This is a genomic window from Scrofimicrobium canadense (assembly GCF_009696615.1).
In the GTDB taxonomy this organism is placed as follows: domain Bacteria; phylum Actinomycetota; class Actinomycetes; order Actinomycetales; family Actinomycetaceae; genus Scrofimicrobium; species Scrofimicrobium canadense.
In genome coordinates this window covers 18951-39663 of sequence record NZ_VULO01000005.1, presented here as the reverse complement: position 1 = coordinate 39663, position 20713 = coordinate 18951, and the positions used below count along the sequence as shown (strand labels likewise).

General features: G+C 53.5%; 21 protein-coding genes and 1 riboswitch. Of the genes, 6 read left to right on the top strand and 15 right to left on the bottom strand.

The genetic code is table 11. From position 1 onward, the window contains the following. Positions 1-118 precede the first annotated feature (118 nt). Entirely contained in the window at positions 119-1873 is a 1755-nt protein-coding gene (locus FYJ24_RS04800; protein WP_154544131.1) for an ABC-ATPase domain-containing protein, read from the top strand. Here FYJ24_RS04800 and FYJ24_RS04795 read toward each other — a convergent pair. The 4 genes from FYJ24_RS04795 to FYJ24_RS04780 form a co-directional block, all read right to left on the bottom strand. Then, positions 1821-3017, bottom strand: a complete 1197-nt coding sequence (locus FYJ24_RS04795) for a heparan-alpha-glucosaminide N-acetyltransferase domain-containing protein (RefSeq protein WP_154544129.1) — start codon at positions 3015-3017, stop codon at positions 1821-1823. The two genes, FYJ24_RS04800 and FYJ24_RS04795, sit on opposite strands and share 53 nt — an antisense overlap. Before the next feature lie 239 nt (positions 3018-3256). After that, a complete protein-coding gene (locus FYJ24_RS04790; RefSeq protein ID WP_154544127.1) occupies positions 3257-3517 on the bottom strand; it encodes a metal-sensitive transcriptional regulator in 261 nt (86 codons plus the stop codon). Continuing rightward, the gene (locus tag FYJ24_RS04785; RefSeq protein WP_318656545.1) at positions 3518-5140 is read right to left on the bottom strand and encodes an FAD-dependent oxidoreductase; all 1623 of its coding nucleotides are present in this window, start codon (positions 5138-5140) and stop codon (positions 3518-3520) included. Next, positions 5137-5454: a thioredoxin family protein gene (locus tag FYJ24_RS04780; RefSeq protein ID WP_154544125.1), complete on the bottom strand. Its 318-nt coding sequence runs from the start codon at positions 5452-5454 to the stop codon at positions 5137-5139. Before FYJ24_RS04780 ends, FYJ24_RS04785 begins: the two co-directional genes overlap by 4 nt. 102 nt (positions 5455-5556) lie before the next feature. On the opposite strand from FYJ24_RS04780, the gene FYJ24_RS04775 reads away from it, so the two are divergent. After that, the gene (locus FYJ24_RS04775; protein WP_206192504.1) at positions 5557-5952 is read left to right on the top strand and encodes a DUF4190 domain-containing protein; all 396 of its coding nucleotides are present in this window, start codon (positions 5557-5559) and stop codon (positions 5950-5952) included. 83 nt (positions 5953-6035) lie between these two features. On the opposite strand, the gene nrdE is transcribed toward FYJ24_RS04775, so the two are convergent. The 11 genes from nrdE to nrfH form a co-directional block, all read right to left on the bottom strand. Continuing rightward, a complete protein-coding gene (gene nrdE, locus FYJ24_RS04770; protein WP_154544121.1) occupies positions 6036-8192 on the bottom strand; it encodes a class 1b ribonucleoside-diphosphate reductase subunit alpha in 2157 nt (718 codons plus the stop codon). Continuing rightward, complete coding sequence (nrdI, locus tag FYJ24_RS04765; RefSeq protein WP_318656544.1) at positions 8162-8578, bottom strand: class Ib ribonucleoside-diphosphate reductase assembly flavoprotein NrdI; 417 nt, start codon at positions 8576-8578, stop codon at positions 8162-8164. Before nrdI ends, nrdE begins: the two co-directional genes overlap by 31 nt. A gap of 6 nt (positions 8579-8584) precedes the next feature. Continuing rightward, on the bottom strand, positions 8585-8830 hold the full coding sequence (gene nrdH / locus FYJ24_RS04760; RefSeq protein ID WP_154544119.1) for a glutaredoxin-like protein NrdH: 246 nt from the start codon (positions 8828-8830) through the stop codon (positions 8585-8587). 416 nt (positions 8831-9246) lie between these two features. After that, entirely contained in the window at positions 9247-10083 is an 837-nt protein-coding gene (locus FYJ24_RS04755; RefSeq protein ID WP_154544117.1) for a MerR family transcriptional regulator, read from the bottom strand. 28 nt (positions 10084-10111) lie between these two features. Next, the gene (locus FYJ24_RS04750) at positions 10112-10732 is read right to left on the bottom strand and encodes a TlpA family protein disulfide reductase (protein ID WP_154544115.1); all 621 of its coding nucleotides are present in this window, start codon (positions 10730-10732) and stop codon (positions 10112-10114) included. Further along, positions 10725-11618 carry a c-type cytochrome biogenesis protein CcsB gene (gene ccsB / locus FYJ24_RS04745; protein WP_154544113.1) on the bottom strand — a complete coding sequence of 298 codons (894 nt, stop codon included), beginning with the start codon at positions 11616-11618 and terminating at the stop codon, positions 10725-10727. Before ccsB ends, FYJ24_RS04750 begins: the two co-directional genes overlap by 8 nt. After that, complete coding sequence (resB, locus tag FYJ24_RS04740) at positions 11611-13068, bottom strand: cytochrome c biogenesis protein ResB (protein ID WP_154544111.1); 1458 nt, start codon at positions 13066-13068, stop codon at positions 11611-11613. Before resB ends, ccsB begins: the two co-directional genes overlap by 8 nt. A gap of 12 nt (positions 13069-13080) precedes the next feature. Next, positions 13081-13869: a cytochrome c biogenesis CcdA family protein gene (locus FYJ24_RS04735; protein ID WP_206192503.1), complete on the bottom strand. Its 789-nt coding sequence runs from the start codon at positions 13867-13869 to the stop codon at positions 13081-13083. Position 13870: 1 nt separating this feature from the next. After that, entirely contained in the window at positions 13871-14584 is a 714-nt protein-coding gene (locus FYJ24_RS04730) for a tetratricopeptide repeat protein (RefSeq protein ID WP_154544107.1), read from the bottom strand. Beyond that, entirely contained in the window at positions 14577-16046 is a 1470-nt protein-coding gene (locus FYJ24_RS04725) for an ammonia-forming cytochrome c nitrite reductase subunit c552 (RefSeq protein WP_318656543.1), read from the bottom strand. The genes FYJ24_RS04730 and FYJ24_RS04725 overlap by 8 nt, the downstream gene beginning before the upstream one ends. Before the next feature lie 12 nt (positions 16047-16058). Then, the gene (gene nrfH / locus FYJ24_RS04720) at positions 16059-16538 is read right to left on the bottom strand and encodes a cytochrome c nitrite reductase small subunit (protein ID WP_154544105.1); all 480 of its coding nucleotides are present in this window, start codon (positions 16536-16538) and stop codon (positions 16059-16061) included. A gap of 266 nt (positions 16539-16804) precedes the next feature. On the opposite strand from nrfH, the gene FYJ24_RS04715 reads away from it, so the two are divergent. The 4 genes from FYJ24_RS04715 (at position 16805) to purH (ending at position 20680) form a co-directional block, all read left to right on the top strand. After that, a complete protein-coding gene (locus tag FYJ24_RS04715) occupies positions 16805-17254 on the top strand; it encodes an S-ribosylhomocysteine lyase (RefSeq protein ID WP_206192521.1) in 450 nt (149 codons plus the stop codon). Beyond that, positions 17251-17892, top strand: coding sequence for a 5'-methylthioadenosine/S-adenosylhomocysteine nucleosidase (gene mtnN / locus FYJ24_RS04710; RefSeq protein WP_225872009.1), 642 nt, complete (start codon positions 17251-17253; stop codon positions 17890-17892). The genes FYJ24_RS04715 and mtnN overlap by 4 nt, the downstream gene beginning before the upstream one ends. Then, complete coding sequence (locus FYJ24_RS04705; RefSeq protein WP_154544376.1) at positions 17892-18875, top strand: aldo/keto reductase; 984 nt, start codon at positions 17892-17894, stop codon at positions 18873-18875. The genes mtnN and FYJ24_RS04705 overlap by 1 nt, the downstream gene beginning before the upstream one ends. A 104-nt stretch (positions 18876-18979) precedes the next feature. Next, positions 18980-19066, top strand: a riboswitch (ZMP/ZTP riboswitch). Positions 19067-19084: 18 nt separating this feature from the next. Then, entirely contained in the window at positions 19085-20680 is a 1596-nt protein-coding gene (gene purH / locus FYJ24_RS04700) for a bifunctional phosphoribosylaminoimidazolecarboxamide formyltransferase/IMP cyclohydrolase (protein WP_154544099.1), read from the top strand. Positions 20681-20713: the final 33 nt, after the last annotated feature.

Below are 20713 nucleotides of genomic sequence, written 5' to 3'. Positions count from 1 at the left end.
GGCTTCCCGAATATTTTCAGATTTTTCCCTGGTTGTTCCCTGGTTCCCCTAGTCCTTTTGGATGAGGGAAAACCCCTACTTCAGGCTTTTGTCGGGCCTCTGGCCTATTCTTGATTCCATGCGTAGGCAATCATTTTCTGGACGAGGGGGCCGTCCAGCTAAGCGTTTTGATGACCGTCCCCGCTCTGGCTCTGACCAAGACCTTCTGCGTCTCCTTCGCGGCATAGATGGGTCTTCATACGGAGCCTATAAGCGCGCCTTAGGTGATTGGAACTTTGGGTCTTTTACAGTCATTCTGGACCGGATTCAGTCAGACCCATATGCGCCGCCTTCGGCTGCTCGCATCACAATGAGTGCTTCGACGGCAGGTCTTCCTGCTGAAGCGATTTCCACGCCAGATCAGCAGTTGGCCACTGCTGATTTTTTGGCGCGCAACTTCCACCGGGTACTGCGTCATTCATCCCGTTTTGGCGCTCTCTCTATCGCAACTCCAGGCCAAGAAATTTTGCAGCGTTCATCCTGCACGGTCACTGAAAAGTCGATTGAACTGCGAATTCAGATTCGGATGCCTGCGCGTGGCCGGACAATTCTTGGCCAACAGGCGGCCACAATTTTCGACGTGGCCATCCCTGATGCTGTGGGCGAGACTCTTGACTTCCTCAGTCCCCACGCAGCCGAATACCGCGCCGACCTGTTGCGCCATGTGGCCGCGTTTGAGGACCATCGCGCCCTTCAAGAGTTGGTGTCTGCACGTGGCTGGGTAACTTTTGTTGCAGACGAGGCGATGCTCGCGCGCCGCTCAGGGATATCCGCGTTGCCCCTTAGTGACGGAGTGCCTTTTTCCTCTCCCGATTCACTTCGTGAAACAGTATCATTACCCCACGCCGGACAGGTTTCTGGCATGGCAATCCCCCGGGGTATCACTTTGATAGCAGGCGGTGGCTACCACGGAAAGTCCACTCTGCTATCGGCCATCGAAAGCGGGGTCTACCCGCATATTCCAGGGGATGGACGCGAACTGATAGCGACCGCGCCAGAGGCGATGAAGATTCGTGCCGCCGACGGCCGACCCGTCACCCGCGTAGATGTGTCCCCTTTCATCAACCACCTACCAACAGGCACGGATACTCACATTTTCTCCACGCAGAACGCCTCCGGATCGACTTCGCAGGCAGCTTCTTTGGTTGAGGCAGTGCAGGCTGGAACCTCTGCCCTCCTCATTGATGAGGACACGTCGGCAACCAATTTGATGATCCGTGACGAGCGGATGCGTGCCCTCGTATCAGCCGCGCAAGAACCCATCACCCCTCTGATTGATCGCGTGCAAGCCCTGGCGAAAAAAGTGTCAGTTGTGATGGTGATGGGCGGGTCCGGAGCATATCTCGATGTGGCAGACCGCGTTCTGCAGATGGATGCCTACCATTGTCTTGACGTGACTGGTCAGGCACATCAGATAGCGCAAAAACTTCCTCGACACCTGTCCACGATTGATAGTTTTCCCCCATTGGCACCTCGTACACCTCGACCACTGAGCAGTCCTGAACGGGCGAAGACACGCTCATCTGGATTGGATTCCATCACTTTGGATAAACAGACCATTGATGTTTCTGACGTGGAACAGATCGTTGACCCCGGACAAACCGAGGCGATTGCTTGGGCGCTGCGTGGCATCCTTTTCCAGCTGGCAGATGGAACTAAGACCCTGTCAGAGCTGGCGTCCCAGGTGGAATGGCACATTGAAAGAAAAGGACTTGACGCTTTGAGTGAATACGGTGGGCGTCCTCATCCTGCTTTCCTGGTTCGCCCGCGACCAATCGATATTATTGCCGCTGCAAATCGGTATCGAGCACTTGAGATTGCCCCGGTGTCATAGCCCCGGCCGCAGCTTTTGACACATTCGATACCAGGAGTTCTAGAGGGCCGCGCTGACGGGTCGCGGCCAGCAGGCCACCAACTGCAAGAACCACCACAAGTTGCCACCAAAAGGCCCATTGCACATATCCGGGAGGAGAACTGAGGTCAAACGCGTTGAGGCCGACGTACATGAAGGCGGTCATCGCCACGTGGAGAACATAGATTGTCAGTGGAGCTGCGCCAGCGGACAGAACTGGTTTAATCAGCCAGGGCACCGTGGTGAGGGAAGCCGTGGCCAATAGACACGCACCAATAATTGCGATAGCAGCCCCGCCGGTATGAGCAATGTCAATCAACGTGCCTGAGTGGGGGGTCGGCAGCATCCACGCGGCGAAACCAGCGTCAATAGGGGCACCATAGCTGGACTGATACACATAATCGCGGATCATTGCGGTGCTTTCACCGGTGAGGTGAGCCACGGTCGGTGCGAAGCTCATGCGCACGTAGGCTTCCCCAAAAATGGAGGCTGCGGAAGACACGATTGCGCCGCCCACCAGCATCCATGTGGCCGCTTGGGTGAGTTTTCCACCAGAGCGCATTGCGAGCATCCACCTCGCCATGATGATGCCTATCAGCATGTACACGATCCAGGTCAGTACCGGATACGTCCCCGTGATGAACACTGATTCGAAGAAGTGCCCATAGTCCAGCAAACCTGGCATTGCGTCATACACTTCGATGCGGTACCACGCGTTAAACTGGGCTCCCCCTAAGGACAAAATTGCGGCAATAAGTACCAGACCCCAACTAGGGAGATTCACGATGAATGCTGAGACGGCAATCGCTGTTCCAAAATAGACCAAAACTACCGCAATGTTGTGGTCGGGAAGTAACTCCATCAGCCAGCCAATAAACACTACAACGATACCGCGAACAAAAATTCCCACGCTGGCGGAGAAGCCCTGTTGCTTGCGTGAAGCAAAGACGACCCCGAATCCTCCAAGGACAGCGAAGAGGGATGAGGGAAAACCTGAACTGACGATCTCCACCCACGCGGGAGCATTGCCCATTGGAACTAGCAGATGGGCTGCCATCATTCCCACAATGGCAAGGAATCGCGCCAGGTCGATACCTATAATGCGGGCCTTAACTGATGTGGTCACCTCACTAGCGTACTGCCCCGTCGCGCATTACAGAGTTATAAATCAGAACACCAGCCGATATTCCATACTTGGTTTAGTTTTATGACTCTGTAATGTGCGGAAGGGACGACTCAGTGATTCCCATCGCACCACTGCTCAGGCGGGACGACAGCCTTCACAGAGTCGATGTGCTGGCCACATCCACTCCACGTCGTTTTATTGCATACAGGGCACGGGACAGGTGAACACATAGTTTTCCTTCATGATAGGGAGAGGAACACCTTTTCAAGTTCCTCTACGGTGAGCGGTTGATCTGGATCTTCTAAACAGTCCTTCATTGCCGATGAGATGACGACGAATCCGGCGCGATCAAGCGCCTTTGAAACAGCTGCCAGTTGAGTGACCACGTCACGGCACGCGCGTCCCTCTTCCACCATCGCGATTACTCCATCAAGTTGCCCGCGGGCCCTCTTGAGCCGATTGACCACTTTCTTTTGGGTTTCTACATCCGGGGCAGCCATCTACATTCCCTTCTCCACAACCAACGTCGGTCCTAGCGTATCGGCGAGGGTGGTCATTCCACCGGAGAAAGTTGCGACGTCTATGCCTTGCTGAGCAAGAATCCGGTAGGCGAGGTAAGAGCGCATCCCCGACTTGCAGATAAGACGTATAGGGCGTCCATCAGCGGCAGCGGTGATCTGGTCGAGGCGTGCACGAATCTGCGTGTGAGGCACGCATAGCGCTCCAGGCAGGTGTCCCGAAGCAAACTCGGCTTCACTGCGCACATCAATGATGAGAGCGTTTTCCTGCGCCCAAGGAAGATCAGAGGCATACCAGAGTCGAATCTCACCGTCGAGCACATTTTGGCCAATCATGCCTGCCATATTGATGGCGTCTTTCGCGCTTCCATACGGCGGCGCGTAGGACAAATCCAAGTCGATAAGATCATCTACTGTCATGCCTGCGCGTATAGCTGTCGCCAATACGTCAATGCGCTTATCAACGCCATCCGTCCCGGCAGCTTGAGCGCCCATAACAGTTCCGTCAACGCCATAGTGCACCAATAGAGACATGGCTTGTGCGCCTGGAAAATACCCCGCGTGCTGGGTGGGGTGCAGGTGAATAGTGTGATAGGTGCGGCCTGCAAGCGCGGCTCGGTTTGCGCCCGTCATCGCCACAGTCAACTTCCCGATTCGGACAATTGCAGTGCCCAATGGCGTGGGAAATTTCCGCGCCAACTCGGGTGTAAAAATGTCATCTGCAATATAGCGGCCACCCCGGTTTGCGGGACCTGCCAGAGCAACAGGCCTGTTCATGTCGTGAAGAACCGCAGCATCTCCAGCCGCCCACACATGGGGCGCCGAAGTGCGTCCGTGCCTGTCAATAACAATTGCACCATTCTTCGTTTCGATTCCAGCATCCGCGAAGATCTCCGTATCGGGGCGCACGCCTGCTGAGAGAATGATGAGGTCGGCATCTAGCTGACGCCCGTCAGTCAGCAGCACTTGAGTCGCGCTGACTTCACTTGCCCCTACACCGGCAATGACATGAATGCCTAACCGTTCCAGTTCACGTGTGGCGATACTCGCTATTTCGCGTTCAACTGGAGGTAGAACATGCTCGGCAAGTTCAACGATAGAGACATTCCAGCCGCGGAACGCCAACGCTTCCGCGGCTTCCACACCAATAAATCCAGCTCCCAGGATGACAGCATTACCGGGTTGTTTCGCTACAGATGCAACCTCTACAGCATCGCCAACTGAGCGCAAGGTATGCACGTGTGGCAGGTCAAGGCCAGGGATGGGTGGCCGAACAGCCGTGGCACCAGGAGCGAGAACCAAAGCATCATATTTTAAGGAGTACCCATTTACCGTGATCACTTTCGCCGCAGTGTCGACTGCCGTCACCTCATGATTTACCCGCACATCGAGGTTGAGTGACTGCTGCAAGCTCTGCGGCGTCTGCACCAGGAGGTCCGATTCGTTGGGGATTTCGCCTCCAACGAAGTAGGGCAGTCCGCAATTGGCAAAAGATACGTGGGGACCTCGCTCTAAAACAATGATCTCCGCAGACTCATCGAGACGTCGTGCCCGGGCAGCCGCCGACATTCCAGCAGCCACCCCTCCGACGACAATCAGTCTCACTGAGCAACCTCAGCAATCACACGCCCCAGTCCTTGCGCATTGAGCGCACCAGGCTGAGCAAAGACTTGCTTACCACCGCGGAAAGCTACAAGTGTCGGAATTGAGGTGATCTTGAATGCTGCTGCCAGTGCTGGCTGCGATTCCGTATCGACTTTCCCAAAGACCATCTCTGGGTGTTCGCGTGACGCTGCCTCAAAGACAGGGCCAAAAGCCCGACACGGAGGACACCAATCCGCCCAAAAATCTAGGAACACGATGTCATTCTTCTCAATAGTGTCTTGTAGGTTTTCCGTCGTAATTTCTAGCGTAGCCATGTGAACACAATACCCCCCTGGGTATTATGACTGCAAGTGGTGTGCGCCTCTCAACGTTGTGGTGCGGTAACGTGTTGCTATATCGAATAGATGGGAGAACGCGTGGCAGCAGATCCACACTGGGCTGATAGTGTGCGGCCAGATAATGCTGAGGCAAAGCGCTACCCGTATGCTCCGCCGAATTATCCCGTCCACGGAACACCCACCCCCAGTCAAGTTCCACCACAGCAGACTTTTACCTACACGGGCCCCACCTTGAGCAACCCCTCAGCCGACCCTATAGGTGGTGGCAGCTCACTTGTTTTCGGGCTGCTCTCGTGGATTCCTTTCGTCGGCCTGCTGGGTATAGTTGGGATACTCTTAGCTCTCAATGCCCTCAAGCGTTCCGCAGAACAGAGTAAAACACTGGCACCGCTACCGTTGGCAGGCCTCATTACCAGCGCAATGGGATTGGGTGCAACAATTTTTATTATCGTTATTGCACTCTTTGTCGACTAAAGCCCCTACACCTCAGGTGCTGGATTTTTGCGAGGTTAACGCCGGTCAAACCCGCAAAATTCCAGCACCTGGCGCCTAATGGGTTACAGCATGCAAGAAACGCAGCCCTCGATCTCTGTTCCCTCCAGCGCCATTTGTCTGATCCGCACGTAGTACATGGTCTTGATCCCCTTACGCCAGGCGTAAATATAGGATTTATTCAGCTCACGAGTGGTGACCGTGTCTGGATAGAACAGCGTAAGCGACAGTCCCTGATCCACATGCTGCGTTGCAACAGCATAGGTGTCGATAATCTTCTCTGGGCCAATTTCATACGCATCCTGGTAGTACTCCAGGTTGTCGTTAGTCATGTATGGGGCCGGATAATATACGCGGCCAATCTTGCCTTCTTTGCGGATCTCGATCTTCGAGGTGATCGGGTGAATCGAAGAGGTGGAATTGTTGATGTAGCTGATTGAACCCGTGGGTGGAACAGCCTGTAGGTTCTGGTTGTACATGCCGTGTTCTTTGACCCGCGCGGCCAAATCAGCCCAGTCCTCAGAGGTGGGGACTTTGATCGAGGACTTCGCTAAAAGCTCCTTAGCTTTATCCGTCTTAGCTGACCAATCCCCGTTAATATACTTTTCGAAGAATTTGCCACTTGCATAATCGGAACGCTCAAAGCCGTCGAATGTCTCCTTACGTTCTTCGGCAATCTTGGACGAGGCTTTGATTGCCTCATAGGCAACGGTCATGAAGTAGACGTTGACGAAGTCAAGAGCTTCATCAGAGCCGTAATAGACATGCTCACGCGCTAAATATCCGTGGAGATTCATCTGACCCAGGCCAATCGCATGACTGCGGGCATTGCCAGCAGCAACCGAAGGCACTGATTCGATGTTCGATAGGTCAGAAACGGCAGTGAGTGCGCGAATGGCTGTTTCGATAGTCATCGAGAAGTCTTCAGAATCCATTGCCTTAGCGATATTGAGAGACCCCAAGTTGCACGAAATGTCCTTGCCGATTGTCTTGTAGGACAGGTCGGGGAAAAACTCTGAGGGTTCAGATACCTGCAGAATCTCCGAGCACAGGTTGGACATGGTGATGCGTCCATCAATCGGATTGAGCCGATTCACGGTGTCCTCAAAGACGATGTAGGGGTAGCCTGATTCAAACTGAATCTCTGCGATGGTCTGGAAGAAGCGGCGCGCGTTGATCTTCTTCTTTCTGATCTGGGGATTGTCAACCATTTCGCGGTACTTTTCCGTCACCGAGATTTCAGAGAAGGCCTTCCCGTAGACGCGTTCGACGTCGTATGGGCTAAAGAGGTACATATCCTCATTCTTCTTAGCCAGGTCGAAAGTAATGTCTGGAATAACAACACCCAGGGACAGTGTTTTGATGCGAATTTTTTCGTCGGCGTTTTCACGCTTGGTATCCAAGAAAGCCAAGATGTCGGGATGGTGTGCATTAAGATACACGGCACCTGCACCTTGGCGAGCCCCAAGCTGGTTCGCATATGAGAATGAATCTTCTAGCAGCTTCATGACAGGAATGACGCCACTGGACTGGTTCTCAATACGTTTGATCGGCGCGCCAGACTCACGCAAATTCGTGAGGTTTAGGGCCACACCCCCGCCGCGCTTAGAAAGTTGCAACGCGGAGTTGATGCCGCGCGCAATCGACTCCATGTTGTCTTCGATGCGCAACAGGAAACAACTCACCAGTTCCCCGCGCGCCTTCTTTCCAGCATTGAGGAAAGTCGGGGTTGCTGGCTGGAAACGCCCGGCCATCATTTCATCGACTAAACGCTCTGCAAGGGCATAGTCACCCCGAGCTAAGTAAAGTGCCACCATGCATACGCGGTCTTCAAACCGTTCAAGATACCGTTTGCCGTCAAAGGTCTTCAGTGTGTACGAGGTGTAGTACTTGAATGCCCCCAGGAAGGTGGGGAAACGAAACTTCACAGCATAAGCACGCTGGAAAAGCGCTTTTACTTGATCAAAAGTATATTGATCTAAGGTTTCTTTCTCGTAGTAGCCGTTATCGACCAGATAGTCCAGCTTCTCACCAAGATCGTGGAAAAATACCGTGTTCTGGTTGACATGCGATAGGAAGTATTGTCGTGCTGCCCGACGGTCAGCGTCAAACTGAATCTTCCCCTCAGCGTCATAGAGATTCAGCTGCGCATTGAGCGCATGATAATCGAGCTCTGGCGAGAGCGCGGGTTCTAGACCGGTGTCGGTGAGGTTGTTGACCAAAATCTCCTCAGTCCCTCTTGAACGCGGACAACATCTTCAGGAGTGCCCAGCAGTTCGAACTTATACATATGTGGTACGCCCACTTTCTGGGCGATGATATCTCCAGCTATGCAGTATGCCTTACCGAAGTTAGTATTGCCTGCCGAGATAACTCCCCGGCAGTGCGAACGATTCTGTTCATTGTTGAGAAACCGAATCACTTGCTTAGGGACAGCTCCCCTTTGGTTCCCACCCCCGTATGTTGGTACTACCAACACATAATCACGGTCTATTTCTAATGGCACATCGCCAGCTCTCAGTGGAATTCTGCTAGATGGAAAACCAAGGCGATCAATGAATCGCTTGGTATTTTCCGTCACTGAAGAAAAGTAGACCAGGTGTACCACGAAGAATCAACGCGCCGCCGCTAGTGCCAACGCGGCGACCTCCTTAACACGGTCAGGACGGAAGCCGCTCCAGTGACCCGCGTCAGTAACCACTACGGGAGCCTGTTGATAGCCCAAGCCAATGATGTATTCCAGAGCTTCAGGGTCGGCAGTCACGTCGACCTTCACGTAGTCCACCCCCAGCTTGTCCAAAGCACGATACGTAGCATCGCATTGCACGCAACGTGGCTTTGAGTAAACGGTGATGCTCATTTTTGCTCCTTCTCCCGGCTGAACTACATGCCTGTAATCACATCCATGTCATTCTCACAGAGAAGACTGATGCGCACAACTTGAACACTACACCTTGTGGTCATTCATCGAAACAACCCCTAGGTCTAGTGTCCAAACTTCTGTCCACTACATCACGTTCTTCTTGTGGAACCACACGTAACAGAGTCTCACAGAGCTCCGACAAGTCCCGGGTATCATGCCAGAAACACTGTGGAACAAAGTTATCCACAGGCTGTGGATACTGTGGATAGAATGCTGATGTGATTTTCCCGGCTCGGCGTGTCGCACACATGTGGCTCTCACATGCTTCAGTGCTCGGGAACTCAATGCGCACGCGCTCCCAGCACATCGAGCTTCCCCAAGCACATTGGCATCAGCTACACGCAGGCTCACACCTAGTCCGGCAGTATCTGCGAGCACACTTCCGTCACATACTCATCTGGACTCACACCCGAACCGGGGCCAACAACGTAGACGTTGTACATCATCGCCGGCTTCAAACCGTGGCGATCAGCATAGGCGGCCAGAATATCTGAAGCCGGTCCAATGGTGGAATCATATGATCCGGTGACCGTAATACTTATTGCCTCAAACTCAGGAACCGTCTGGCATTGCAAGGGTGCAGAAGGAGTAAAGGGCTCTGGAACTGTCATCCAAATCTCAACATCACAGTCAGTTTCTTTGTAGTCGGGGTCATAGAAGCTGGCTCCCACAACAGTATCTGGCCCCCAACTAATTCCTACTTTCCCAATAAGTGGCATGAATTCCTGCCACAGATCCCCTTCATGGCCGTAGTTCGGGATAATCTTGCGTAGCGCCGCACGGACATGGGCAGGCACTGTTTTGCGAATAACATTTTCTTGTGAAATCACTGGATCCTCAATCTGTTGGACGAGGCGTCTGACAGCAGCCATTTGTTGCGCCATCTTCTTAGCCTCGTGACTAAGACGGTTACCATGTGCTTCTAGAATTGTGATGACTCCAGCATCATCTAAAGTCAATGCTTGGGCAATCTCATCAATGGGCAGCCCCACATCGCGCAATTCTCGAATCCGCATTGCACGCATCAGTTCTGCGCCACCATAGAAGCGATAACCGGTGAAGGGATCAGTCCAGGCGGGCTGCAGCAAAGAGCGCTCTTGATAGTGTCTGAGCATTCGTATGGATATGCGCGTCAGACGAGAGAACTCTCCTATTTGCCACAAATCTTGGTCTGTTTCCTTCACATCCACTATGTAACTGTCTCACACAGTGTGAGGGTCAAGATACCTTTTCCACCATGGCTTCGACACGCCTGCGCATTTCCGATTCAGGAAGCGCGCCAATATTAACATCCGTCAGCAACCCGTCAGCTGTCACAAAATAGTGAGAAGGGACTGCCGCGTTGCGGTATAGCGAAGCCAACTCCGATTGGCGATCAACCACAATGGGAAACGTGAGGTCCAACTGCTGAGCATAGTTGCCCACCGTATCCTCAGATTCGCCAACAAACACCGTGATTATGTCGATGCTGTCGCCGTAGCGTTGATACATCTCCTGGAGATCAGGCATCTCCGCACGGCAGTTGGCACACCAGGTCGCATTGAACACCAACCATAGTGGGCGTCCTTCACGCTGCGCAATGCTGATTTCCTCTCCCTGCAAAGTCCTGGCGGTAAAATCAGGAACCTGTTCTCCTACCTTGGGAGCGGGACCGGAGGAATCTGAGATCTCAACCTGACTGGCTTGCGTGGACGTCACCCCTGCACCACCAGAAGTACCACTGCTATTACTAAAACCTCCACGACTCCACCAAATGAGGCCAAGAATAACTACCGCAGCAATCACAAGAACTACGACGTTAGTGACAGTAGAATTTCTGAATGATTCTTTTTCACCCATAGGAATGCAAACCGCCAAAGAAATGGTTCCCGAAGTACGCAAAGAGCACAGCAGCAAAACCCACCAGTAATAACCAGGCACTCCGCTTTCCCTGCCATCCTCTGGTAACACGAGCATGGAGGTAGGCGCCATAGATCAGCCATGTAACCAAAGCAGCTGTCTCTTTCGGGTCCCAACCCCAGTATCGTCCCCAAGCAGTGTCGGCCCACACAGCCCCCAAGACGATCATGATAGTGAGCATCGGGAATGTGACAGCAGCAGCCTTGTATCCAATGTCGTCGAATACTTCACGCCTCGGGAGTCCGCGAATTTTCAGTTTGGGGTAGAGCAAGTAGAGCGCTGCCGCACCACACGATACGCAGGCCGCACCGTAGGCAAGAATCGCAAATCCCACATGAAGGGTCAGGAGAAGGTTATTTTGCAGAGCTGGAACCAGTGGCTCTACCCCCGCATCCATTGACATGGCATAGACCAATAGGGCTGCTGCAATCGGCAGTACTACCAGCGATAGTGCGCGAATACGGTAGAGATATTCCGCGATGAGGTAGGCCCCCAGGATGCCGAAAACAAAGGACACCGCAAACTCGTGCTGGTTGGCAAAAGGCCCATGTCCGGTCATTATCATCCGCACTATCAAGTACACGGTGACTAGAAGAAAAGCAATCACTGTGAAGCCCGTGGCGTATAGCGCCAGTCCACGGATCGGGGGCCTCTTCTTACTCTGTGGTGCCGGTGTGGACGAGGTGGCACCTGCGGCAACGGGTTGCGTCACCTTTTGTCTAGCTTTTGAAGTACTGACAATTACGACATTGCAGATCATCGCAATGACCGTGAATACCAGTGCGCTTATCAATAGGTATTCGGCTAAGCGCAGCGTTTCATCCATGTTCTTCTTCTTTCTGTGGTGCCAAGCGCATCCCTACTTCTTCGACGATCGCTTGGAATTGCCTCTCAAAAGAAACATCAAATCGTGCAACCGCCCCGAATTGCACCACGGTACTTCCATCTGGTTTAGGTGTGGCGCGCAACCATAGGCGCCGGTATTGAAACCAGAAAGTAATCGTCATGCCAACCACTAACAACACCGACCCCGCCCACATAAGTGGCGCACCGGGATCTTGACGCAGACGCAATCCCGTAAACTGGCGTTCACGTTCGAAGGTGAGCTGGTATTCCCCAGCCTGGACCGCATCTCCTTGTGTCGCCTCGACCATCCCTAGCCGTTCATCTGAGTTGAGAGAATAGAGTTCAAAGGCGGCAGTTCCCGCAGCCAAGTCCGAATCGACTCTCCCAGATGCAGGAGTAACAACGACAACTTCGATGTCGCTGTCAGGAATGGTGAATTTTCCTATCGCATTGGCTCCATCTGATGAAGTCCATTTCAGTGGCACCGCTTGGCTGAAGAGCTCATTGCCGTCAAGGTCAGTGACACTCACGTCCGCAGCAATTCCGAAGGTCACCTGGTGGAACTTCAATCCGTCGTACACCAGGGGTGAATTGACGCGAACATCCTGTTCGGCAACTTTTTCTCCATCATCGGTGAGGATGACATGCGAAACATAGTCAGCGGGACGCCCCTCTTCGGTATACGTGTCCGAAAAAGCAGTGACCTCAAGACTCAATTTCGTGTTGTGGCCGACTTCAACGCTTCCCCCCACAGGAATCGACAGGTCCTCCTCGATCCCCCACGTCGAACTGACAACGAAAGCTAAGAGAATCATGATGAAACTTGCATGAGCCAACACCGTACCGATGCCGCTGCGGGCATTTCGGTCCGCATACCTTGCATGTTCCGGGTCACGATCATCAGTCAAGACACGATAATGTTGTGTGCCCAGAACCTGGGCTGCCACGGCAAGAGCTTCTTCTTGTGAAGCCTCAACGTGGACCTCGCCGCGATATCGAGCCTTCGTGAAGAAGGTTGGCGATACATGCAATCTGGGAGTGTGGACTCGGCGCCAAAGCTCTGGGATGCGGTGCACGGTACACGCCGTAATGGAAGCCGCAAGCATTCCGATCACCACATAGAAAGGAATCGAAGTAAAGATATTGAAGAACCCCAGGAAAGCCAGAATCGAAGTCCATCCTCCAAAAGATGGGCGCACCTGGTCCAGGAAACTTGCCGCGGCGGAAGGATCCTTCATCGTCCCCGGTGGGGCTTGAATCACCAGGGCACCGATGACGGCCATGACCGCGAAAAGAAGAATAAGAATAAGCCCGACGGTCTTGGAATAAAAGAAGCGATAAATCCACAGGAAGAATTCTTTCCCTGGCACCTCACTTGTCTGCTGCTCAGACTGAAGCTCCTCATTGTCAACTACAACAGAATGGGACACTCTTCTCCTTCCCTACGCGACCAGCCAAAGACTGGCCACTTTCTCAAATAGGCCAGTAATCATCAGCAGCCCTACAACGATGAGAAGCAGCCCTGTGAACCTAGAGATTGCGCGGCGATGCGCGGTAAGCCATGTCACTACCGGTTGCGCGGCCTGCAGCCCCATCGCGATGGCAATGAGAGGAAGCGACATTCCTAAGCAGTAGACAACTAAGAGAATGGCTCCACTGACCATCGATTCAGTTTGTGTTGCAAGGCCGATAACAGCACCCAAGATTGGTCCGATGCAGGGGGACCATCCCAGACCGAAGGTAAAGCCAAGAACGGCACATCCTCTGATAGTTCCTGGAGTTCCAGTCTTATCGATGGGTTTGAAAGCCCGATCAAGCAAAGGGATGCGCAGTAGCCCTATGGTGTGAAGTCCCATCACTACTAATACGCACCCTGCCACTATCTGTAACGGCTCACGCCACGACGACACCGCAAAACCAACAGCGGCAATGAGCAGCCAAAAAGCACAAAAGACTAAGCTGAAGGCCGCAGAGAACGCCACAGCTCCAAAGAAAGCACCCTTTGTTCCTTGCGAAACACGACTACTTGGTGAGGTCCTGGTCGCAGTGGTATTGGAACCGAGGATAAATCCCTGTTTTCCTGCGGTCGCTGCCAGAGCTGGATAGCGACTTGTTGCATTGCGCTCAGTAATAAAACTGAGGAAGACCGGGACTATCGGCAGGAAACATGGCGACGCGAAAGCGACTAACCCAGCGGCAAAGGCCAGGGGTGCCAAAACCAGTCCATCCATGTCATCCCTCCTCCGATTGGGAGGCTTGCTGCAGACCGTCAAGGTGAGTGCGCGCTTTGGCGGCCTCATCCGTATCCGGAGCAATGTCGATAACTTTCTGCCAGGCCGATGCGCCTAGTTTCGGATCATTGGGTGCGTAAAGAAATCCCAACCGATACCAGGCCTCGACGGAAAGCGGATCAAGTTCCGTCACTTTCTCAAGTTGTTCGATGGCGTCATCGGTAAAACCCACTGCAGTTTGCATGTCAGCAAGTCTGATGCGCATGCCTATATCGTCAGGATTCTGCTCGACCAGAAATTTGGCTTCTAGCAGTTCTTCCATCATTGCATCATCAGAATCTGCCATACCTGCTGGTACTTCAACATCTGGATGAGCAGAGCCAACTCCACCAATCCATAGTGACAAGCTCATCCCTGCAATCACCGCACATAATAGTGCCACCCAGCCCAGATACGGCAGGCCTTCACGCGTGGGCGCCCCAGATTTTTGCTGTCTACGTTTCACCCGTTTCTGGTAGACAATGTCGTCGTCATTGTCACCTAGTCCCTGGTAGAAGGCTTCGTCTTCCCCACCTTCCTCCACATGGTCAATCAGGGTAGTCGATGGCTGTTCCTCTTCCAGCAGCTTCCGTTGCGCCGCCGCCCAGTTCTTTACCGACGGCGGCGCGGTATCAAGAAACTCCAGAATGTCCTGGACTGAATCTGCTTCAGTCACCCGACTTTCCTTGCGCTCGCAAAGATGCCTCAAGGTTGGCCCGGCTGATCTCGGAGGGTTCTAGCTCTTCGGCAGATGCTCCAGCAAGGGCCATTTGCCCCTTGCGAGAGGCGTCAAGACTAGTCGAGAGAATCCTCTGAATATAGTCCGGTGCGTGGAAACCATAGGAGTTTTCAGAATAGACGTAGTCAGCATAAAAGCTGGCCTTGTTTTGATAATGCCGAGCTAGGTTCAGTTGTTCTTCACTGACACCTTCATCCATGGCAGTCTCAATGTCATCGACTAGGTCCACAAGTGCGTCCATTGCGCGATCGCGAGACTCAAGGAAGCGATCTTGGATGGTCGTGATTCGTTCCTCAAGGACACCATCGTCGGTGTCATGACAGGTTCCACATGAAGCATTGAGATCTGCCGTTGGCGAGGTGATGTGGTGGTTGCTGACCTTCTCAGCACCTTCTTTCTTATAGTTCATGTGGCAGTCCGCGCAGCTCACGCCGTTGGCTGCGTGAACGCCTTGCGACCAGATTTCGAATTCGGGGTGTTGTGCTTTGAGAATCGACGCCTCGGTTGTCGCGTGTACGTAGTCAACGTGCGGAGTCTCCATGCTGGCGTAATAGTTCCACTCGTCGTCGATATCGAGACCCTGAGCCCAGGGGAATGTCAGTGTCTTTTCTTCTCCTGCAAAGTAGTATTCGACGTGACATTGAGCGCACACATATGAACGCATTTCTTGACGTGTCGCATCCCTGTTGACATCGTAGTCTTCGATTCCCTCACTGGCCTTGAGCTTATTTAGAGCATTCTTGAGCGCTGGCCGTGTGATCACCAGGTCCATGGTTTCTGGGTCGTGGCAGTCGATACACGTGACGGGGTGTTCTGCTAATGCCGAGGCGTCGGCAAAAGACATCTTATTCATTTCGGCAAAGCCTTGATCGAGGTCGCCGTTCCCTAGCTCTTCCATGAGGATTGGAGTGGAGACGTGACAGTTGAGGCACGCGCCAGGCTGATTGAACTCTTTGACACGCAGGGTATTCTCCTGGTCAATTTTCATGTACTCATGTCCGCGGGCATGGCGGTAGTCGACCGAAAATGGGTATCCGGCCCACATCACTTTCAGTCGAGGATCTTCTTCGATCTTTGACGAGGTGATACTTTCACGAGGATCATCTTCTTGCACCGGAGCCACCAGTGTTCCGCCATGTGCAGACTGGGTGAATTCTCCGGTCTTAAGATAGTCCTCATATTGTGTGGGAAAGTTCTTTCCCCACACAGCGGGATCTGCCGTGTGAGAGTCAATCTCTACCACCTTGGCAAAACTGGTGGAGCCTTGAGACTTCTTCTCAAAAATATTGATCAAAAGCGCGGTGATCACGAACGTGAGGATCGCCGTGACCACTACGGCCACAATGAGCAGCCAGGTCCGATTTATCGACCGTTTATTGTGTGGGGTGTTCTCACTCACGATTCCTCCTCTTTAGTGGCCTATGCCTGAGTGGCAACGCACACATGAAAACTCTTCGTCTGCATAGTTGCCAGGATGGGTTACGTCGTCAACAAAATCTGCGTGGCAATAGATACATGCATCATTCGTGATCTGCAGACTCACGTCACGGATGACGATATTTTCTGGGTAATTCCCCAGAGTGAACTTCGATGCGTGAACGAAGCCGTTTTCTGCTTTGGTGTAGTACTTCGCCACAACATTGTCATGGGGTAGATGGCAGTCGTTACATGTCGCAACATTTGCATGCGGACCATGGAGCCATCCGTCATACTCTTCATTCATAACATGGCAGTTAATGCAGGCAGCCGGGTCACCTGAAAGGTAGGAAAATCCCTTGGCATATACGAAAGTGAACAGTCCCAGCCCCAATACCAGGCCGGTCATCACGGCGCCAATACCCCAAAGCACATGGCGCAGTGACCATCGCTGTGTCTGTGCACCTGCTTCCATATAGCGCCCTCATTTTCTCATGTCTGCTCCACTTACAAAGCTCTGCGTCCTTGCAGGCGGTTGGATGTATGACTTACTGTAGCGATACCTCGCAATAATTTATCCATTTTTGCCGTGCAAATTATGACGAATTGGTTTCGTTCACTTCACATAAGCAGAGACGTAGGCCCTTTGTCCTACAGGGCAAGTTTCATAACATGTGCCTACTTTCAACCTCTTCATTCCCAAGCCCGTAAACTGTCACCATGACCGAATCTCCCCAACGAATGAACGTCGAATCCTTCAACCTGGACCACACAGCCGTGCGCGCGCCTTTCGTTCGCATTGCCGACCGCAAGCGACTACCCGGTGGCGATGAACTCATCAAATACGATGTACGTTTTACTCAACCCAATCGCAGTCATCTAGAAATGCCCACTGTTCATTCCCTGGAACACATGGTCGCCGAACTCATGCGCAACCACACGGATGCCCTTGTCGATTTCTCACCCATGGGGTGCCAAACCGGCTTCTATGCACTGACGTTAGGCGTTGAATACGATGATTTTCTTACTTTGTTAGAGCAGACGCTTACCGACGTACTGAGTGCTCGGTCGGTACCGGCAGCCAATGAAGTTCAGTGCGGGTGGGGAGCGAATCATTCTCTCAGTGGCGCCCAGGACGCCGCGAAAGAGTTCCTTGCTCACCGTGATGAATGGCGGGATATCGACGCATGAAAGTGGATGTGATCATTGCATGCGCTATGGAAGAGGAGGCGGCTCCCTTCCGGGAGGTGACTGCCTTCAGTGGCTCTGGCCCCTGGGTTGGGAAGATCGGCGGTCTTGATGTGGGGCTGGTTGTCTCAGGAATAGGATTGGTCAATGCGGCGATGGCCGCCGCGGATCAACACCTCGACACCGACCTCTACCTTGTTGCGGGGACCTGCGGTGGGCTCGCCCAGCAGATTCGCGTCGGCGACGTTGTTGCCGGGACCTTTGCCAGTTATCTGCACGCAGATGCCACCGCGTTTGGTTACGAGCTAGGCCAAATACCTGGTATGCCTGCCAGGTATGAGTCTACTCGCGCACAACACATGATTCCAGCAGATCATGCTGGACTTGTATTGTCGGGAAATTCCTTTGTGACTGAAGATAATGTCGAACAGACCCGCGAAGATTTCCCCCTAGCCCTCGCAGTCGACATGGAAACCACTGCGGTAGCCCAAGTGTGCTACCGGCGGGGATGGGACTGGCTGTCGCTGCGGGCGGTATCTGACCTGTGCGGGCCCCGCGCAGGAGAAGACTTTCATATTGAACTCAATGTTGCTGCTGAAAAAAGTCGCGATGCGGTTGTCGCATATTTAGAGGAGTTGTGATGGAAAAGAGAATTCTTGGACGAGGCGGATTTCCCACCTCAGTTGTCGGTTTAGGAACATGGCAGTTGGGCGCCGACTGGGGCGATGTATCTGAAGGTGATGCTTTGGCTGTTCTTGACGCGGCCTACGAAGCAGGCATCACCTTCTTTGATACGGCCGATGTGTATGGTGATGGACGCTCCGAACAACTCATTGCTGCATGGCGCGCCACCCACCCCCACGACCAACTGCATATTGCCACCAAGATGGGGCGGCGTATGGATCAGGTGCCCGAAAACTACTGTATGGAGAACTTCCGCACATGGGCAGACCGGTCCCGGAAGAATCTTGCGGTTGACACTCTAGAGTTGGTGCAACTGCATTGCCCACCATCGGCAGTTTTCCACGACGATGAGGTTTTCGACGCTTTGGATACCCTGGTGGAGGACGAGGTGATAGCCCGCTACGGAGTCAGTGTGGAGACAGTTGAGCAAGCACTTGTTGCAATGGAACGTCCCAACGTGGTGAGCATACAAATCATTGTCAATGCTTTTCGTCTCAAGCCTCTAGAACAGGTGATTCCCAGGGCGCGCCAGCTGGGTGTAGGAATCATTGCGCGCGTACCTTTGGCCTCTGGGTTGCTTACCGGCAAATACACGAAAGACACGACCTTTGCCACCAACGATCATCGCAATTTCAACCGACACGGTGAATCCTTTGACGTGGGAGAGACTTTTTCAGGCGTTGACTTTGAGCTCGGTGTCGAGGCGGCGCAAGAGTTTTCGGCTTTAGCTGAGCGCTTTGCTCCGGCAACAACCGCCCAAGTTGCTTTGGCCTGGTTGATTGCTCAGGGAGTCACCACAGTAATTCCTGGTGCTCGCAGCCCCAAGCAAGCCCGCGCGAATGCGGCAGCGGCTTCGGTTCAGGTGGATGAGCAACTGAACCAGGACGTCAAAGATCTCTATGACCGTTATTTCCGAGCGGATATCCACCAACGCTGGTAGGCCTTTCGCGCCGATGTGCATGGGGAGGCTCAATGTGCATGGGGCCCGTGCACATTGAGCCTCCGAGAGCACATTGACGCCTGCTAGTTTTTCCACGATAAACTAGGAGTTGCCGTTACTGGCGCAGATGGAAAACCATCAGGGAGCGGCAACACAAAACGCGTCGTGCATCGCCCGCCTGGGTGCCCGCTTGAGAAAGAGGAGCACATATGACCCGTAAACCCATTCGCCGCGCATTGGTTTCTGTTTTCGATAAGACCCACTTGGAAGAACTGGGCCAGGCACTCTCCGCTGCCAGCGTCGAGGTGTTCTCAACCGGCTCGACCGCGACACGGCTATCACAATCGGGCGTAAAAGTGACTGAAGTGTCAACACTGACCGGATTCCCAGAATGCCTTGACGGTCGCGTAAAGACACTGCACCCAGCGGTCCATGCTGGAATCCTGGCAGATCTGTCAAAAGAAACCCATCGAGAACAGTTACACCAGCTCAGCCTTGAGCCCTTTGACCTCGTCGTTGTCAATCTATACCCCTTCGTTGATACCGTTGCCAGCGGTGCCGATTTCGCCGATTGCATCGAGATGATCGACATTGGTGGCCCCACTATGATCCGAGCAGCCGCAAAGAACAACGCACATGTTGCCGTGGTCACCAATCCTTCACAGTACGAAGAAGTCATGAGTGCACTGCGTGATGGCGGCACCACCACGGAACAACGGCAACGCCTTGCGCTTGAGGCTTTCCGAGCCACCGCCGCATACGATGTTGCAGTTGCTTCCTGGCTGGGCGAACAACTAGGAAAAGAACGCGAGTGGATGGGACGCACCTGGCGTGAGAGCTCACCACTACGCTACGGAGAGAACCCCCACCAAGCTGCAGGCCTCTACGTTGACGAAAGCCCAGAAGCCGCTTCCGGTGATTCCCTGGCAACAGCCACACAACTGGGTGGCAAAGCCATGTCCTATAACAATTATCAAGACGCTCAGGCAGCCGTGCGTGCAGCGTGGGATCAAAAAGGTCCGGCCGTGGCCATCATCAAGCATGCCAACCCTTGCGGGATCGCTACGGCTGAGAATGTGGCGCAGGCATATGCGGCAGCTTTTGCGTGCGACCCCCTCTCTGCGTACGGTTCCGTAGTCGCAGTCAACCGAGGCGTCGACTTAGCACTAGCCGAAAAGATCGTACCTGTCTTTACCGAAGTTGTGGCAGCACCTAGTTTTGACGATGATGCGTTATCTCTACTGCAAGAAAAAAAGAACTTGCGTCTGCTGCTCGTCAATCAACCTCATCAGTCTCGCTGGGAATTCACCGAGATTGACGGGGGTGCTATCGCCCAAGAAATCGACGCTATAGACGCAGAGGGTGAACGCGAAGATGGTAGTTCGTTCGGTGATTCACCTCAGCTCTGGACGTTGGCGGCAGGAAACCCGGCGGACAACCAGACACTGGAAGACCTCACATTTGCGTGGCGCGCTGTGCGTTCAGTGAAGTCGAATGCGATTCTCATAGCTAAAGATTGTGCCACTGTTGGCGTGGGTATGGGGCAGGTCAATCGAGTTGATTCCGCGCGGCTCGCCGTTGAACGGGCTAATACTCTTGATGCAGGCCGCGTACGAACCCAGGGGGCAGTTGCGGCATCTGATGCTTTCTTCCCCTTTGCAGATGGACTCCAAGTCCTCATTGATGCAGGCGTGAGCGCAGTAGTCGCACCGGGTGGGTCGATCCGCGACGCAGAGGTTATTGAGGCAGCTCAAAACGCCGGAATCACCCTATATTTCACGGGGACACGCCACTTCTGGCACTGATACCCCATATATAAGGGGGGCAGAAGAAAGCTC

Excerpts from the sequence above, each read along its gene's own strand:
- nrfH (WP_154544105.1), bottom strand. The coding sequence starts at position 16,538 with ATGGAAGCAGGTGCACAGACACAGCGATGGTCACTGCGCCATGTGCTT.
- FYJ24_RS04750 (WP_154544115.1), bottom strand. The coding sequence starts at position 10,732 with ATGGGTGAAAAAGAATCATTCAGAAATTCTACTGTCACTAACGTCGTA.
- FYJ24_RS04780 (WP_154544125.1), bottom strand. The coding sequence starts at position 5,454 with ATGGCTACGCTAGAAATTACGACGGAAAACCTACAAGACACTATTGAG.
- FYJ24_RS04735 (WP_206192503.1), bottom strand. The coding sequence starts at position 13,869 with ATGGATGGACTGGTTTTGGCACCCCTGGCCTTTGCCGCTGGGTTAGTC.
- nrdH (WP_154544119.1), bottom strand. The coding sequence starts at position 8,830 with ATGAGCATCACCGTTTACTCAAAGCCACGTTGCGTGCAATGCGATGCT.
- FYJ24_RS04800 (WP_154544131.1), top strand. The coding sequence starts at position 119 with ATGCGTAGGCAATCATTTTCTGGACGAGGGGGCCGTCCAGCTAAGCGT.
- ccsB (WP_154544113.1), bottom strand. The coding sequence starts at position 11,618 with ATGGATGAAACGCTGCGCTTAGCCGAATACCTATTGATAAGCGCACTG.
- FYJ24_RS04705 (WP_154544376.1), top strand. The coding sequence starts at position 17,892 with ATGGAAAAGAGAATTCTTGGACGAGGCGGATTTCCCACCTCAGTTGTC.
- mtnN (WP_225872009.1), top strand. The coding sequence starts at position 17,251 with ATGAAAGTGGATGTGATCATTGCATGCGCTATGGAAGAGGAGGCGGCT.
- FYJ24_RS04715 (WP_206192521.1), top strand. The coding sequence starts at position 16,805 with ATGAACGTCGAATCCTTCAACCTGGACCACACAGCCGTGCGCGCGCCT.
- purH (WP_154544099.1), top strand. The coding sequence starts at position 19,085 with ATGACCCGTAAACCCATTCGCCGCGCATTGGTTTCTGTTTTCGATAAG.
- FYJ24_RS04790 (WP_154544127.1), bottom strand. The coding sequence starts at position 3,517 with ATGGCTGCCCCGGATGTAGAAACCCAAAAGAAAGTGGTCAATCGGCTC.